Here is a 14819-nt window from a genome sequence, read left to right on the forward strand (position 1 = left end):
GGAGGAAGGGGCGTGTGTCGGCCGGACCCTGCGAAGCACTGTGGGGTCGGCGAGCTAGGGTCGCTTGGCCATATCGTTCGCAGCAAGGATTCCGCGTGAGCAGTGAGTTCATCCCGGCAGCGAGGCCGGTGGTCGGTAGCGCCGAACGCGACGCGGTCGATGCCGTGCTCCGCTCGGGCATGCTGGCCCAGGGGACAGAGGTCGCCGCGTTCGAGCAGGAGTTCGGTCGCGACCTGCTGGACGGTCGTACCGCGGTCGCGGTCAACTCGGGCACCTCGGCCCTGCACCTGGGTCTGCTGGCCGCGGGAGTGGGACCGGGTGACGAGGTCATCGTCCCGTCCTTCACGTTCGCCGCGACGGCGAACGCGGTGGCACTCACCGGCGCCACCCCGGTCTTCGCCGACATCCGGCGCGCGGACTACACCATCGATCCCGGGCACGTGGAATCGCTGGTCGGCGAGCGGACCCGCGGGATCATGCCGGTCCACCTCTACGGGCACCCGGCAGACATGAACGGGCTCGAGCGGATCGCGACCGAGCACGGGCTGGACATCTACGAGGACGCGGCCCAGGCCCACGGGGCGAGCCTGCACGGCCGGCTCGCCGGGACCTTCGGCCGGTTCGGCGCATTCAGCCTCTACCCGACCAAGAACATGACCTCCGGTGAGGGAGGCATGGTCACCACCGGCGATGCCGAGCTGGCCCGGACCGTGCAGCTGCTGCGCAACCAGGGCATGGCCAAGCAGTACGCGAACGAGATCGCGGCTTCAACGCGCGGATGACCGACGTCCACGCGGCGATCGGACGGGTCCAGCTCGCGGCGCTGCCGGAGCGGACCAAGGCCCGCCGGGCGACGGCCCAGTTCTTCGACGCGAACCTGCGGGGAGTCGGGCTCCCCACCGTCGGCGACGGCGTCGTGCACGTCTACCACCAGTACACGATCACGGTGCCCGAGGACCGCGACGGCTTCGCAGCCGCGCTCCGCGAGGAGTACGCGATCGGTGCCGGCGTCTACTACCCCATTCCGGTGCACCGGCTGCCCGCGTTCGCCAGGGACGAGGAGCTTCCGAACACCGAATGGGCGAAGGACCGGGTGCTGTCGCTCCCGGTGCATCCGTCGCTCGACGACGAGGACCGGGAACGGATCGTCACCGCAGTCAACGCGCTGGCCGGGGCAGGAGCCTGATGAGCGATCTGCGTGTGGGCATCATCGGACTCGGGATGATGGGCAGGCACCACGCCCGGGTCGTCCGCGAGATCAGCGGGGTCGAGCTCGTGGCCGTCGCCGATCCCTTCGGCGACGTGCACGGTGTCGCGGGATCGCTGACCGCGCTGGAGAGCGTCGACCAGCTCATCGCTACCGGTATCGACATGGCGGTCTGTGCGGTGCCGACCGCGCAGCACGAGGACGTCGGCCTGGCGCTCGCCGAGGCCGGGGTGCACACACTCATCGAGAAGCCGATCGCGCACAGCGTCGAGGCGGGAGAGCGACTCGTCGAGGCGTTCACCTCGCGTGGCCTGATCGGGGCCGTCGGGCACGTGGAGCGGTACAACCCGGCGCTGCAGTCGCTGCGCGCCCGGATGGCGAACGGCGACCTCGGGGAGATCTACCAGATCGCCACCCGACGGCAGGGGCCCTTCCCGGCCCGGATCGCCGACGTCGGTGTCGTCAAGGACCTCGCCACCCACGACATCGATCTCACGGCGTGGCTGGCCCAGTCGCACTATGTCGGGATCAGCGCGCAGACCACCACCCGGTCCGGGCGCGAGCACGAGGACATGATCGCCGTCACCGGCCGGCTGGCCGACGGCACGATCACGAACCACCTGGTCAACTGGCTGTCCCCGATGAAGGAGCGGGTCACCGTCGTGACGGGCGAGAAGGGTGCGTTCGTCGCCGACACGCTGACCGCGGATCTCACCTTCCACGGCAACGGCGTGATCGACACCGAGTGGGCGTCGGTCGCCAACTTCCGCGGTGTCAGCGAGGGCGATGTCATCCGGTTCGCCATCCCCAAGCCCGAGCCGTTGCGGACCGAGCACGAGTGTTTCCGCGACGCCGTGCTGGGAGTCGCCGACCGGACCGTGGACCTGGCGCAGGGGCTGGAGACCCTCCGGACCGCCGAATGGGCTCTGGCGGCCGCGCAGGAGTCCGGCCGGCAGTCGTTGGTCACCCGATGAGCATGCGGGTCACGATCGCCTCGCGGATCTTCCGGCCCGAGGCGGGGGCGGCCGCCTACCGTCTCGGTGCGCTCGCGGACGAACTTGCCGAGCGCGGGCACGAGGTCACCGTCCTGACGACCGTGCCGCCCGGTGGGGGCACCGACGACGGCGCGATCACGGTCCGTCGCTGGCCGGTTCTTCGTGACCGGAGCGGCAGCGTGCGGGGGTACCTGCAGTACCTGTCCTTCGACATCCCGTTGCTCGTCCGGCTGCTCCGTACCCGCAGCGACGTGGTGGTGGTCGAACCCCCGCCGACGTCCGGTGCGGTCACCCGGCTGATGTGCGCGCTCACCCGCACGCCCTACCACTACTTCGCCGCCGACGTGGTCTCGGCCGCGGCCGCCGGGGTCGGTGTCAACGGCTCGGTGGTCCGGTTGCTCGCCGCGCTCGAACGGTGGGCCCTCAACGGTTCCCGCGGCGTGATCGCGGTGTCGGAGGGTGTCCGGCAGAGTCTGATCGAGATCGGTGTGCGGGACGACCTGATCGACGTCGTCGGGATGGGGATCGACACCGTCCGCTTCACCCATCGGCCCGGTCTGCCTGCTCCGGACGGCAAGACGCTGGTGTACGCCGGGACCATGTCCGAGATCCACGGCGCCGACGTGTTCGTCCGGGCCTTCGCCGAGATCGCCGATACGCATCCCGACGCGCGACTCGTCATGTTCGGCCGCGGCGTCGAGGTCCCCGCGCTGCAGCGGCTCGCCGACGAGCTGGTGCCCGGGCGCATCGAGATCCGGTCACCGGCATCGCCCGCCGTGCTCAGCGACGAGTTCTCGGTCGCCCACGCGGCGCTGGCATCGGTGAAGCCGGGGGTCGGCTACGACTTCGCATTCGCCACCAAGGCGCTGTCCGGTTTGTCCGCGGGCGCGCCGGTCATCTACTCGGGCGTCGGGCCGCTGGGCCCGGTGATCCGGGAGCACGAGCTCGGCTGGGCCGTCGACTGGGATCCGGCGGCGGTCGCGAAGGCGATGAACGAGGCGTTGTCGTCGCCGCCCGACGGTGGACGCCGGACGGCGCTGTCGCGCTGGGTGCGCGAGCACCACAGCCTGCGATCGGTCGCTGCTGCGGCCGCGAATGTCGTGGTGGGTCCGGCTGCACGCGACGACCGGTCGAGCCCTCCGGCCCAGCTGGACCGTTGACCGGCCGCGCCCGGGATCAGGACGACTGCTGACCGGCCGCGCCCGGGATCAGGACGACCGCTCGTGCTCCCGGGCCGGCTGGGTCCCGTTGGTCCCGGCGTCGGCGGGCCCGTCGACGTCCGCAGCCTCGTGCCGGCGCAGCAGCTCGGTGAGCTCCTCCTCGCGCCGGGCCAGCTCGGCGTCCCGGATCGCGATCTGCCGGGCCAGGTTGGTCAGGTGCTGGCTGATCTCCCGGTCCCGCAGGTAGGTGTTCAGCATTCCGAACACGAACGCGACGACCAGCAGGTACACGATCAGGTCGGTTCCGCGGCCGACGCCGACCATCTGGGCGAACGCGGTGACGTCCTGCGGGCGGAGCACCGCGTAGATGTTGAGCAGCACGAACAGGCCGAACGCGAGCCGCTTGCTGGCCCGGATCCCGACGTTCTGCCCGCTGCGGACGAAGTAGACGAGCGCCGCCAGCGCCGCGGCCACGAGGACGATCTGCACGATCACGGCGTCACCTCTGTCGGACGGAGAGGTCGAACAGGATGTTCACCCCGTTGAACAACGACTGGCCCTTGGACCGGGAGTACTCGGTGTAGCGAATCGTGACCGGTTCCTCACGGATCCGCCACGAGGAGGCCGCCAGCGCTGCCACGATCTCGGACGCGTGCGCCATCCCGTTCATCGAGATCCGCAGCTCCTCCACGACCGGCCGGGACAGCACCCGCAGGCCGTTGTGCGCGTCGGTCAGCTTCAGCTTACGGCTGGCGGGCGACAGGGTGGCGACGGTGCGCAGCACGATCCGCTTGAGCAGCGGGATGGGCTCGGTGGAGGCGAGGAACCGGGATCCGAGCACGACGTCGGCCTGGCCGTCGCGGACGATCGCGGCCATCCGCTCGGCGTCGTCGATGTCGTGCTGGCCGTCGGCGTCGAACGTGACGATCCGCTTCGCGCCCTGCCGCAGCGCGTAGTCGATCCCGGTCTGCAGGGACGCGCCCTGGCCGAGGTTGATCGGGTGCCGGACGAGATGCGCCCTGGTGCTCGCGATGCGCTCGGCGGAGGCGTCGCGGCTGCCGTCGTCCACACACACGACGTTCGGGAACCGGGTGCGGATCTCGGTCACGACGTCGGCGATGACGGTCTCCTCGTTGTACACGGGGACCACCACCCAGGTGCCGGTGTCGGCGACCACGTCCACTCCTTCGTCACGGCCGGACGGCGAGCTGACGCTGCCGCCCGGGAAGGCTATCGCCCTCGCCCGGGGCGTCCGGGGACGGTGGGGTACCGAACCGGACTCTCGTGATATTTCGTACGGTGGGCCGGTGGACCCCAGGACGCTGCTCGAGCTGATGCTGTCTGATCTGGAAGGCGCGCCGGAACTCTACCGGCCGACGAACTTCTGGCAGACGGGGCTGGAGAAGGTGGTTGCCGACCTGCGTGAGCGCGGTTTCGCCGAGTTCCGCAGGCACCCGAGCGCGACCTTCTTCTACGCGCCGCGGTACGCGCCAGTCTCCCGTCCGGCGGCGGCACTGTCGCGGGTGTTCGGCGTGGCGGGCACTCCCGGGAAACTGATCTCCGAACGGATCGACCAGGTCCCGGTGGCGCGGGCCCACCACGCCACCGTGCGCGCGCTCGACCCGGCCGACCGGGCCCCGAACCTGGGCGGGTTCTCCGAGTCGACGGCCGGCGCACCGACCGAGCAGCTGGTGTTCGACGGCCGCCGGTTCAGCCGTTCGTCGCTGAACTACCTGCGCGGCCTGGTGATGCTCAAGCGCGCAGTGCCCGACCTGGACGTCTCGACGGTGCTGGAGATCGGGGGCGGGTTCGGCACGCTCGGCGAGATCCTCGTTCCGCGCAACGACGGCATCCGCTACATCGACGTCGACATCCCGCCGGTCGCCGCGGTCGCCACGCACTACCTGCGCGAGGTGCTCGGTGGTTCCCGGGTGCTCGACTACGCGGCGACCCGCGAGCACGAGAAGATCGTGATCGACGAGATCGCCGAGCCCGCGACGGTGCTCTGCCCGTGGCAGCTCCCGCGGCTCACCGGGAGCGTCGACCTGTTCGCCAACTTCATCTCGTTCCAGGAGATGGAGCCCGAGGTCGTGGCGAACTACGCGAACCTCGTCACCGATCTCGGGGCGCGCTGGCTGCTGCTGCGCAACTCGCCGATCGGTAAGCCGAACGTCCGGGAGCCGATGCTGCGCCACCGCTACCTGGAGTTCTTCGACCAGTACGAGCTCGTCGACTCCGACGCGGGCCTCTACGGCCAGGACTCCGAGGGCACGGTGTCCGAGGTGATGGTGCTCGCGCGTAAGTGAGGGGTGGACGCCGGTTCCGCCGAACGCGTCCGCTGGGGTGCGGGCGGCACTAGCCTGTGGATCTCCCGAGATCCCCGGAGGACCAGGTGTCCCGTCCAGCCCCGCTCTTGTTCGCCCTGGTCACCGTGGGTGCTCTACTCGCCGGATGCGGGAGCGGCGCCGCGGATCCGGCGAGTCCCTTCCCGGAGCGACCGGCCGACATCGACGTGTCCACCGTCGACATGTGCCGGGCGCTCACCGCGGGGGAGCAGGCCGAGCTGGGGGTCGAGCCGGGGGAGGTGCTTACCGGGGAGCTGTCGAACGGGCCGACCCGCGGCTGTGGGTGGAGCAACTACGACGACGGCTACAACTACGGCGTCCAGACGATCGCCGACGGTGCGGTGGTCGCGGTGGGGAGTGTCGACTCGACCGTTGACGTACTCGACGGGTACGGGGTGGTGGTCTCGACGGCGCACGGCGAGTCGGTACCGGGTTGCAGTATCTACGTCGACGTCTCCGACGCTCAGGCGATCCGGGTCCAGGCGCAGGCGACCAAGGACGACGCGACCGGCATCCCGTCGTTCGAGACGGTGTGTGGCCGGGCGAGGTCCCTCGCGTCGAAGGCGATCCGGAACCTCGGCGCGGCAGCGCCATGACCGTTCGCGGGAGTGAACCGGTTTCCCCGGAGCGGGCCCCGCGGGCGGTCGAACTTCCTACGGTCGCCGGTATGGACATCGACGCACGACTGCCCCGTGGGACCGCCTCGGACAGCCTGATGACGCAGATCGACATCGGCAACGTGCTGCAGGTCCGAGACGCCCTCGCCGAACAGTCTCGCTCCATCCAGCAGGCGTTGAGGGCCGCGTACGGGCTGTCGAACATCGGTCGCTGCGGCGACGACCCGGTGTCGAGGGACGCGCAGAAGATGTTCCAACGCGAGATCGAGGAGATCTTCGCAGCCCAGAGGGCACACATCGCCGAGCTCGACGAGGCGTGTGACCGGCTGGGTGAGGCGGCCCGGCAGTACGGTTTGGTCGAGGATGAGGCCGCCGACTCGTTCCGTTCCACCGGAGCCCCGCAGGGCGAGCACACCGGGGTCGGCCTGGAACGTTCTTGATGATCTTCGGGAGGGCCGGGGTGGCTCGATCTGTTCCGTGGGTGTGCGCGGTGTTCGTGGTGGGGGTCGTGCTCGCGGGATGTTCGGGGGGTCCACAAGGTCCGTTTCCGGACCGGCCGGCTGATATCGACGTCTCGACGGTGGATCTGTGCACGGCGCTGACGGCGGAGGAGCGGGCGGAGCTGGGGGTCGAGGCGGGGGAGGCGAAAACGGCGGAGCTGAACAACGGCCCGACTCGGATCTGCGGCTGGAGCAACTTCGACGACGGCTACAACTACGGGGTTCAGACGATCGCGGACGGGGCGATGGTCGCGGTGGGGATCCCGGGGTCGACGGTGCAGGTCGTCGACGGCTACGGGGTGGTCGTGGAGACGACCCAGGAGACCGTGGCGCCACGGTGTGCGCTGTACGTGGACGTGGCGGAGACCCAGGCGCTCCGGGTGCAGGTGCGTGCGATCAAGAACGACGACGCCGGCCGGATCCCGTCGATCGAGACAGTGTGTGGGCGGGCCGAGTCCGTCGTGTCGAGCGCGCTGCGCAACCTCGGCGGCGCGGGATCCTGAGCGTTCCCGGATGCGAACGAGTTCCGCCGAGGCGGGCCGGTCGGTCGTCGGGCTCCCTACCGTCGCCGGAATGGACATCGACGCGCGCCTGCCCCGTGGGACCGCTTCGGACGATCTGATGACGCAGATCCACATCGGCAACGTCCGGCAGGTCCGGGCCGCCCTGGCCGACCAGGCCCACTCCATCCAGCAGGCGCTCCGTGAGGCCGACGACCTGAACCACATCGGTCGCTGCGGTGATGATCCGATCTCGCGGGATGCGCAGCGGATGTTCCAGGCGAAGATCGACACGATAGTCGCGGCGCATCGGGCGTACGTCGTCGAGCTCGATGAGGCCTGCGACCGGCTGGGCGAGGCGGCCCGGCAGTACGGGCTGACCGACGACGACACCGCCGAGTCGTTCCGTTCGACCGAGGTACCGCAGAGCGTCCCCTTCCGGTAGCGCCCGGCGGGTCCGGGCCGAACGGTTCACGTCCGTCGGCCGGAACGCCGTCGGGGGTGCTGGCTACCCTCGGGGCCATGCGCACCCCGGACCCGATCGAGCTCGGCGGCCACCGCGTGGGCCCCGGCGAGAAGCCCTTCGTCATCGCCGAGGTCTCCGGCAACCACAACGGGTCACTGGACCGCGCCCTGGAGATCGTCGAGGCCATCGCGGGCTCCGGCGCGCAGGCGGTGAAGTTCCAGACCTACCGGGCCGACACGATCACCATCGACGCCGACGGCCCCGCCTTCCGGATCCGCGACGACCACGGCCTGTGGGGCGGGCGGAACCTCTACCAGCTCTACGAGCAGGCGCACACGCCGTGGGAGTGGCACGAGCCGCTGTTTACCAGGGCCCGCGAGCTGGGCCTGGTGCCGTTCTCCTCGCCGTTCGACCCGACGGCGATCGAGCTGCTCGAGTCGCTCGACGCGCCGGCCTACAAGGTCGCCTCGGCCGAGCTCGTCGACCTCCCGCTGATCCGGGCGATGGCCGCGACCGGCAAGCCGCTGGTCGTCTCGACCGGGATGGCGACGCTGGCCGAGATCGACGCCGCGCTCACCGCCGCCCGCGACGGCGGCGCGACCGAGATCGTGCTGCTCGCCTGCACCGCGTCGTACCCGGCCGACCCGGTGGACGCGAACCTGCAGACCATCCCGGCGCTGCGCGAGGCGTTCGGGGTGCCGATCGGGCTGTCCGACCACACCCCGGGGATCGGTGTCCCGGTCGCCGCCGTCGCGCTCGGTGCGGTGGCGATCGAGAAGCACGTGACGCTGCAGCGGGCCGACGGTGGCGTCGACTCCGACTTCTCCCTGGAGCCCGCCGAGCTGGCCGCCCTGGTCACCGAGACCGACGTCGCCCGGCGCGCGATGGGGCCCGCCCGGTTCGGTCCGCGGGAGTCCGAGCGGGACACCCTGGCGCTGCGCCGGTCGCTCTACGTCGTCGCCGACGCCGCCGCCGGTGACAAGGTCACCGAGGAGAACGTGCGCTCGATCCGGCCCGCCGGCGGTCTGCCGACCGACACCATCGGGACGGTGCTGGGGCGGACGTTCACCCGCGACGTCGCCCGCGGGACCCCGCTCACCTGGGACCTGATCTGATCAGCGGCCTTCCGCGAGGAAGGCTCTGATCAGCGCGTTCACCTCGTCCGGTGACTCCCGGTTCGACCAGTGCCCGCGCCCGGGCAGCACCTCCAGCCGGGCCCCCGGCACGGCGGCCGCGGTCTGCCGGGTCCGCGCGACCGGGATCCCGGTGTCCCGGTCGCCCTGGATGAACAGCGCCGGGCACCGGATCTCCGACAGCCGTGGCCGCAGGTCGACCCGCATCCGCCGGAACCCGATCGAGCCGTTCTGCCAGTCCGAGCTGCCGGCGCCGCCGCGGCGGGCCTCGACCAGGCACTCGTCGACGATCGCGTCGAAGTCGTCCGGCCGCCCGGTGCCGAACAGTGCGGTCCGGACGAACCACGCGACGGACGGACGGAACTGGAAGGCCAGGTTCGGCAGCGTGCGGTTCAGCAGCGGCAGCTTCGCCATCAGCCAGAGCAGCTGGTGGACGACCGGCGGGAACGACAGCGTCCCGCCCGGGGCCAGCGCGACCAGGCGTTCCACCCGCTCGGGATGCTCGATCGCGTAGGCCAGCGTCATCGCGCCGCCCTGCGACAGCCCGACCAGGGTGGCCCGCTCGATCCCCAGGTCGTCGAGCACGTCGGTGATGGTGCGTAGCAGGACGTCGTGCGTCGCTCGGCCCTGCCACGGACGGCTGCCACCCTGCTTCGGCCAGTCCGGTGCGATCACCCGGTGGTCGCGGGCCAGGTCCGGGATCAGCCTGGCCCAGCTGAGGCTCGCGTTGTCCATCCCGGCGCCGGACAGCAACAGCACGGGGGGGCCGGTGTCGCCGGCGAGCCGGACGTGCAGGCGTCCCTCCGGCCGGTCGATCACGTGCTCGCGAAGCGTGGTCATCAGGTTCCTCCGGTGTTGTTGCGCGCTTCCCAGCGCTCCCAGAGCGCGGGCAGTTCGGACTCCAGGAACAGGTAGAGCTCGTGCACGTTGGCGAGCCGTTCGCGCCGGGCTGCCGGGGCGCCGGTCAGCGCCGCCAGGCCGTGTTCGAGCACCGCACGGAACTCGGTCGCGCGTGCGTACCGGGCGGCGAGCATCCGGCTCCAGCCGTCCGGCGCGATCCGGAACAGCTCGACCCGCTCGCCCCGGCGCCGCACCCGCTCGACCAGCCCGCCGGGGATCAGCATCCGGGTCGCTGTGCTGATCGAGCTGCGGCTCACGCCCAGCACGCCGGCGAGATCCGCGGCGGACTGCTCGGGCGGGTCGCTGATCAGCAGCCAGCCGATCACCCGGCCGGTGATCAGCGGCATGCCCTCGCGTTCGAACGACGCGGCCACCTCGTCGACGAAGTCGAGCTCGCTCTCCGTGGGTGCCATGAATCAGACCGTACAGTCTTTGCAGTAAATACTGCAAGAACTGCAAAGAGAGATGTGCAGGGCGGACGGCTGGTTGGGGAGTGGTCGGTCGGAGGGGTCAGGGGGAGTCGGTGCGGCGGCGCGGTGGTGTGCCGGGGTTGTTGTCCGTGCCGGAGTCGGTGCCGGAGTCCGTGCCGGAGTCGGTGCCGGAGTCGCTGTCGCTGCCGTCGCCCCAGCCGCGGGCGGCGAGCGCCTCGCCGAGCGCGTCCGCGTGCCGCAGTGTGCGGACCATGAACGGCACCGCGAACGCCGTCACCGACCCGCCGGCCCCACGTGCCTTCGCGGCAGCCCTGACCTGTCCGGCGATGGCCGACAGCGTCCCCACCGATTGGATCGTCAGTCCGACGAGAAGTCCGACCGTCTCCGGATCGACGCCGAACCGCCGCAGCGGCCCCAGCGCCCGCTGCACGGCGCTGACCAGGTCGTCCACCCGGGTCGTGAGGGTGAACAGGGTGGCCGCGCCGATCGCCGCGACCAGCCGGAGCGCGAGCGCCACGGCCCGGTCGGGGCCGAGCAGCCACCACTGGATGCCGCCCACGAGCACCAGGACGATCAGCAGCGTCCGCAGCAGTGGCCGGACCCGGCGCCACGGGATCCGGGCGACGACGAATCCGAGTGCCACCAGCCCGCACGCCGCGCCGAGCAATCGCGGATCGGTGACGGCGACGGTGCCCGCGGCGAACACCAGCAGCGCCAGCAGCGACGCACCGGCAGGCATCCGGTGCAGTGGGCTGTTGCCGGGCTCGTAGAGGCCGAGCGGTGTCACGCCGCGCAGATCTTCCGGTAGTGCGCCACGGCCGGGCCCGGCTCGTCGTCGGCGACCACCCGGCCCTCGTCGAGGACGACCACCCGATCGAAGCCGTCGAGCAGATCGAGATCGTGGGTGGCGAGCAGGACCTGCTGGCGCAGCCCTGCCAGGCGCCGTGCGAACGCCCGCTTGTTGCGCAGGTCGAGCAGGGTGGTCGGCTCGTCGCAGACCAGGACGTCCGGATCGAGCACCAGCACCGAGCACAGCGCGAGCAGCTGCTTCTGTCCCCCGGAGAGCTGGTGTGCCGGATGCTCGACGTGATCGCCGAGGCCGAACTCGGTGAGCACCTCGGCGGCTTGCCGTGCCCGTTCGGCGTGGTTGCGGACGGTGCGGCGCAGCGAGAAGGCGACGTCCTCGCCCGCGGTCGGCATGACGATCTGCGAGTCCGGATCGCTGAAGACGAAGCCGACCCGGCGACGGACGGCGGAGCCCTGCCGGGCCGGGTCGCGGCCATCGACCCGGACGGACCCCTCGGTGGGGGTGACGAGCCCGTTCACCGTGCGGGCCAGCGTCGACTTGCCGGAGCCGTTCGCGCCGATCAGCGCGACCCGGCGCTCGGGCAGCGTGAGGTCGACGCCGTCGAGGACGGTCCGCTCGCCGTAGCGGTGCCCGACCCGGCTGAACTCGATCATCGCCTACCCCTCACCGGACGACCCGCCACCGGGTCGCGACGCCGAGCCCGCCGCCGGACGACAGCGCGGCCACTCCGGTCTCGCCGTGACCCTGCACGACGAGCCGGTGGAACAGCCGCACCACCAGCACCGCGCCGGACGCGCCCCACGGGTGGCCGAGCGCCAGGGCGCCGCCGTCCGGGCTCACGGTCTGCTCGTCGATGCCGGTGGCGTCGAGGCAGGCGAGCACCTGCCCGGCGAACGCCTCGGTGAACTCGACCGCGTCCGGGGCGGGGCCGGGCAGCGCCTGGATGGCCGGGACCGCGCCGAGCCCCAGCAGCGCGGGATCGCAGCCCCGGGTGGCGGCCGCCTCCAGCGCGAGCCCGGGGACGCCGAGCTCCCGGCGCCGCGCCTCCGGGACGACGAGCACGGCGGCCGCGCCGTCGTTGACGCCGCAGGAGTTGGCGGCGGTGGCGGTGCCGTCCGGGGTGAAAGCGGGCCGGAACCGGGCGAGCCGCTCCGGGGTGAAGCGGTCGCGCGGGCGTTCGTCGGTCCTGACGCCGCCGACCGCGTGGGTCTCGCCGGCCTCGCGGGTCTTGCCTGCCTCGCGGGCCCCGCCCACCTCGCCTGCCTGGCCGATCTCGCCGATCTCGCCTGCCTCGCGGGCCCCGCCCACCTCGCCTGTCCGGCCGATCTCGCCGATCTTGCCTGCCTCGCGGGCCCCGCCGACCTCGCCTGTCCGGCCTGTCGCGCAGGTCCTGCCGATCTTGCCGGTCTCGCCTGTCCGGCCGACCTCCACGATCTCGCCGTCGAACCGTCCGGCCCGCTGTGCGGCGACTGCGCGGGCGTGGCTGCGGGCGGCGAAGGCGTCCTGCCGCTCCCTGGAGACGCCGGCCAGGGCGGCGACCGTGTCGGCGGCCGGGCCCATGTCCGGGTCCGGCCACCCGGCCGGGGCGAAGGGCGCGCGGGTGTAGGCGGTGCCGTCCGGCCGGAGCCGCGCCGGTGCCGTCGACGGCGATTCGACGCCCCCCGCCAGGTACGCGGAGCCGTCACCGGCCCGGATCGCAGTGGCCGCGGTGATGATCGCGGCGAGCCCGCTCGCGCACTGCCGGTCGAGAGTCAGCCCGGGGACCCCGTCGCCGAGTCCGGCCCGCAGCGCCGCGACCCGCGCGGGGTTGCCGCCGGGGCCGAAGACGTTGCCGAGCAGGACGTCGTCGATCGGGACGCCGTCGATCTGGCTGGCGTCGATCTGGCTGGCGCCGTCGACACCCGCCGCGAGTGCGGCGAGCACCGGGGCGGCCAGCGCATCGACGGTGAGCGCCCGCAGCGCACCGCCGGCGGTGCCGATCGGGGTCCTGCGGGCGTCGATCACGACCGGGGTGAGATCGCCGATCATGGACGACCACCGGGCGATCCGGGCAGGGGCAGCGCGTCGAGGGTGCCGTCGCGCAAGCCGGCGTCGATCAGGGACCGGGCCGGCTTGCCGGAACCGAGGCGCGGGAGCGCCGGGGTGAGCAGCCAGCGGCGCGGGCGTTTCGCCGGGGAGAGCGCTTCGCGGGCCACCGACCGTAGCTCCCGGCGAGAGGGCCCGACGCCGTCCCGGGTCTCGACCACCGCGGTGACCAGCATCCCCAGCGCAGGATGCGGGGTGCCCGCGACGACCACGTCGGTGATCCCCGGGACGGCGCGTAGCACCTGCTCGACCTCCTCGACCGCGACCAGGGCGCCGCCGGAGGAGATCGTCGTGGCGGCCCGGCCGTGCACGGTGAGCGTGCCGTCGGCGCCGAGATCGGCACGGTCACCGACCGTGCTGGGACCGGGGCCGATCGGCTGGAGGACGCCGTCGCGCAGCCGGCCGAGGACGGTCTGCGGGCTGTCCACCCAGAGGACGCCGTCGTGCACCGCGAGCCGGACGCCGGGGACCGCGCGGAGCGGGCCACCGTCGCGACGGAGTGCGATCAGCGAGTGCTCGGCCGAGCCGTAGTACTCGATCAGGACGGTCCCGGGGAGCAGTCGCGCACAGCGTTCACGCAGCGCCGGGGCGACGTGCGCCCCACCGCAGACGATCACGCCCGGGGCCGGACGGCCGGGATGCCGCTCCCGGTCGTCGAGCAGCGTGGACAGCAGCGCCGGGACGAGGTGCACGGTGCCACCGGCGGGGAGGTCCCTGGGATCGAACCGGTCGGTGGTGACGAGGCGGAGACCGTGGTGCAGGGCGTGCAGCGCGCCGAACAGATAGAGCGTCGACGACGGCGGGCCCGGGATCAGGACGGGACCCGGCAGCGCGCCGAGGACGTCGAAGCCGATCAGCCAGGAGTCACGGGTGCGGGCGAGGACGGTGGGTGGTCCGGTGCTGCCGGAGGTGGTGGGGAGCAGGAACGGGGCGGGGGTGCTGTGTTCGTGGGGATCGGGGGCTCCGCTGCCGCTGCCGGACTCGCTGTTACCCATCACCGGGCCGTCGGTGCGGAGCACCATGCTCGGAGCCGCATCGGCCAGAACGGCCGCGCGTTCCCGGTCCGACCAGCCCGGGTCGGCGATCAGCGCCGCCGCGCCGGTCCGGTCGACGGCGAGCAGCTGCGGCAGGACGCTCCACCGTGCCCGCGTCGGCGCGTCGATCACCACCCGGTCCCCGGGGCCGATCCCGTGGGTGCGGAGGTGCTCGACGGCGGTGGCCGTCGCGGCGGCCAGATCCGGTGGGAGCCGGACGAGCGGGACCGCTCCGGTCGGCTCCGTCGATTCGGGGGGCCCGGCCTGTCCTGCGGCCCTGGGGCGCCCGGCCGTTCGAGCGGGTCCTGTTGCCGAAGGGATCCCCGTCGTTCCGGCTGGTCCTGTCGTCCTGGGGGGGCCGGTCGTTCCGGTGGATTCTGTTGTCAGAGGGTGCCCTGTCGTGTCGGTGGGCCCAGTTGTCAGAGGGTGCCCTGTCGTGTCGGTAGGTCCTGTTGTCGGAGGGGTTCCGGTGGGTTCGGTCGGCGGGGGAGTCCCTGCCGTCCCGGGCGTTCTCGTCGCCCTGAGCGACCTGGTCGTTCCAGCCTGCGCCGTCTCCGGGGCCGCGGCGAAGGCCGGTACGTCCGGGATTGCCGTCGGGACCGGCCTTGCAGCGATCCGGGCCGTGGTGGGCAGGTCTG

At 72.2% G+C, this 14819-nt stretch carries 16 protein-coding genes and 1 pseudogene; 9 read left to right on the top strand and 8 right to left on the bottom strand.

The genetic code is table 11. The features are described 5' to 3' along the window. The first annotated feature begins 179 nt into the window (after positions 1-179). The 3 genes and pseudogenes from Pdca_RS00700 to Pdca_RS00710 all read left to right on the top strand — a co-directional run bounded on the left by Pdca_RS00700 (position 180) and on the right by Pdca_RS00710 (position 3362). A pseudogene (locus tag Pdca_RS00700) lies at positions 180-1186 on the top strand (DegT/DnrJ/EryC1/StrS family aminotransferase). Further along, the gene (locus Pdca_RS00705; RefSeq protein WP_085916312.1) at positions 1186-2181 is read left to right on the top strand and encodes a Gfo/Idh/MocA family protein; all 996 of its coding nucleotides are present in this window, start codon (positions 1186-1188) and stop codon (positions 2179-2181) included. The pseudogene Pdca_RS00700 and the gene Pdca_RS00705 overlap by 1 nt, the downstream one beginning before the upstream one ends. Further along, a complete protein-coding gene (locus tag Pdca_RS00710) occupies positions 2178-3362 on the top strand; it encodes a glycosyltransferase family 4 protein (RefSeq protein ID WP_197719884.1) in 1185 nt (394 codons plus the stop codon). The genes Pdca_RS00705 and Pdca_RS00710 overlap by 4 nt, the downstream gene beginning before the upstream one ends. A 48-nt stretch (positions 3363-3410) precedes the next feature. Here Pdca_RS00710 and Pdca_RS00715 read toward each other — a convergent pair whose 3' ends face one another. Together Pdca_RS00715 and Pdca_RS00720 are read right to left on the bottom strand one after the other, a co-directional pair. After that, positions 3411-3857: a DUF2304 domain-containing protein gene (locus tag Pdca_RS00715; RefSeq protein ID WP_085916314.1), complete on the bottom strand. Its 447-nt coding sequence runs from the start codon at positions 3855-3857 to the stop codon at positions 3411-3413. 4 nt (positions 3858-3861) lie between these two features. Beyond that, positions 3862-4539 (bottom strand): glycosyltransferase family 2 protein, encoded by a 678-nt coding sequence (locus Pdca_RS00720; protein ID WP_232021350.1) that lies wholly within the window; start codon positions 4537-4539, stop codon positions 3862-3864. A gap of 130 nt (positions 4540-4669) precedes the next feature. On the opposite strand from Pdca_RS00720, the gene Pdca_RS00725 reads away from it, so the two are divergent. The 6 genes from Pdca_RS00725 to pseI all read left to right on the top strand — a co-directional run bounded on the left by Pdca_RS00725 (position 4670) and on the right by pseI (position 8905). Further along, positions 4670-5668 carry a putative sugar O-methyltransferase gene (locus Pdca_RS00725; protein ID WP_158092340.1) on the top strand — a complete coding sequence of 333 codons (999 nt, stop codon included), beginning with the start codon at positions 4670-4672 and terminating at the stop codon, positions 5666-5668. 86 nt (positions 5669-5754) lie between these two features. Continuing rightward, positions 5755-6303, top strand: a complete 549-nt coding sequence (locus Pdca_RS00730) for a DUF3558 family protein (protein WP_158092341.1) — start codon at positions 5755-5757, stop codon at positions 6301-6303. A gap of 71 nt (positions 6304-6374) precedes the next feature. After that, positions 6375-6764 carry a PE domain-containing protein gene (locus Pdca_RS00735; protein WP_179956591.1) on the top strand — a complete coding sequence of 130 codons (390 nt, stop codon included), beginning with the start codon at positions 6375-6377 and terminating at the stop codon, positions 6762-6764. Further along, on the top strand, positions 6764-7327 hold the full coding sequence (locus tag Pdca_RS00740) for a DUF3558 family protein (RefSeq protein ID WP_085916317.1): 564 nt from the start codon (positions 6764-6766) through the stop codon (positions 7325-7327). The genes Pdca_RS00735 and Pdca_RS00740 overlap by 1 nt, the downstream gene beginning before the upstream one ends. Before the next feature lie 70 nt (positions 7328-7397). Continuing rightward, the gene (locus tag Pdca_RS00745) at positions 7398-7769 is read left to right on the top strand and encodes a hypothetical protein (RefSeq protein WP_232021351.1); all 372 of its coding nucleotides are present in this window, start codon (positions 7398-7400) and stop codon (positions 7767-7769) included. A 77-nt stretch (positions 7770-7846) separates the two neighbouring features. Beyond that, entirely contained in the window at positions 7847-8905 is a 1059-nt protein-coding gene (pseI, locus tag Pdca_RS00750; protein WP_085916318.1) for a pseudaminic acid synthase, read from the top strand. Here the strand turns inward: pseI and Pdca_RS00755 are convergent, their stop codons facing one another. From Pdca_RS00755 to Pdca_RS00780, 6 genes are all read right to left on the bottom strand, one after another. Beyond that, complete coding sequence (locus Pdca_RS00755) at positions 8906-9763, bottom strand: alpha/beta fold hydrolase (protein ID WP_085916319.1); 858 nt, start codon at positions 9761-9763, stop codon at positions 8906-8908. It lies immediately after the preceding gene. Beyond that, on the bottom strand, positions 9763-10236 hold the full coding sequence (locus Pdca_RS00760; RefSeq protein ID WP_085916320.1) for a GbsR/MarR family transcriptional regulator: 474 nt from the start codon (positions 10234-10236) through the stop codon (positions 9763-9765). The genes Pdca_RS00755 and Pdca_RS00760 overlap by 1 nt, the downstream gene beginning before the upstream one ends. 97 nt (positions 10237-10333) lie before the next feature. Next, positions 10334-11041 (bottom strand): energy-coupling factor transporter transmembrane component T family protein, encoded by a 708-nt coding sequence (locus Pdca_RS00765; RefSeq protein ID WP_307724029.1) that lies wholly within the window; start codon positions 11039-11041, stop codon positions 10334-10336. Then, entirely contained in the window at positions 11038-11715 is a 678-nt protein-coding gene (locus tag Pdca_RS00770) for an energy-coupling factor ABC transporter ATP-binding protein (protein ID WP_085916321.1), read from the bottom strand. The genes Pdca_RS00765 and Pdca_RS00770 overlap by 4 nt, the downstream gene beginning before the upstream one ends. 10 nt (positions 11716-11725) lie before the next feature. Continuing rightward, positions 11726-13090 carry a thiolase family protein gene (locus Pdca_RS00775; RefSeq protein ID WP_085916322.1) on the bottom strand — a complete coding sequence of 455 codons (1365 nt, stop codon included), beginning with the start codon at positions 13088-13090 and terminating at the stop codon, positions 11726-11728. Further along, a complete protein-coding gene (locus Pdca_RS00780; protein ID WP_373865474.1) occupies positions 13087-14382 on the bottom strand; it encodes a class I adenylate-forming enzyme family protein in 1296 nt (431 codons plus the stop codon). The genes Pdca_RS00775 and Pdca_RS00780 overlap by 4 nt, the downstream gene beginning before the upstream one ends. Positions 14383-14819: the final 437 nt, after the last annotated feature.

The sequence above is a fragment of the Pseudonocardia autotrophica genome (assembly GCF_003945385.1).
GTDB lineage: Bacteria > Actinomycetota > Actinomycetes > Mycobacteriales > Pseudonocardiaceae > Pseudonocardia > Pseudonocardia autotrophica.

Bases quoted from the DNA above. Each gene is read 5' to 3' on its own strand.
- Pdca_RS00705 (WP_085916312.1), top strand. From the start codon at position 1,186: ATGAGCGATCTGCGTGTGGGCATCATCGGACTCGGGATGATGGGCAGG.
- Pdca_RS00710 (WP_197719884.1), top strand. From the start codon at position 2,178: ATGAGCATGCGGGTCACGATCGCCTCGCGGATCTTCCGGCCCGAGGCG.
- Pdca_RS00735 (WP_179956591.1), top strand. From the start codon at position 6,375: ATGGACATCGACGCACGACTGCCCCGTGGGACCGCCTCGGACAGCCTG.
- Pdca_RS00740 (WP_085916317.1), top strand. From the start codon at position 6,764: ATGATCTTCGGGAGGGCCGGGGTGGCTCGATCTGTTCCGTGGGTGTGC.
- Pdca_RS00745 (WP_232021351.1), top strand. From the start codon at position 7,398: ATGGACATCGACGCGCGCCTGCCCCGTGGGACCGCTTCGGACGATCTG.
- pseI (WP_085916318.1), top strand. From the start codon at position 7,847: ATGCGCACCCCGGACCCGATCGAGCTCGGCGGCCACCGCGTGGGCCCC.
- Pdca_RS00755 (WP_085916319.1), bottom strand. From the start codon at position 9,763: ATGACCACGCTTCGCGAGCACGTGATCGACCGGCCGGAGGGACGCCTG.
- Pdca_RS00760 (WP_085916320.1), bottom strand. From the start codon at position 10,236: ATGGCACCCACGGAGAGCGAGCTCGACTTCGTCGACGAGGTGGCCGCG.
- Pdca_RS00770 (WP_085916321.1), bottom strand. From the start codon at position 11,715: ATGATCGAGTTCAGCCGGGTCGGGCACCGCTACGGCGAGCGGACCGTC.
- Pdca_RS00775 (WP_085916322.1), bottom strand. From the start codon at position 13,090: ATGATCGGCGATCTCACCCCGGTCGTGATCGACGCCCGCAGGACCCCG.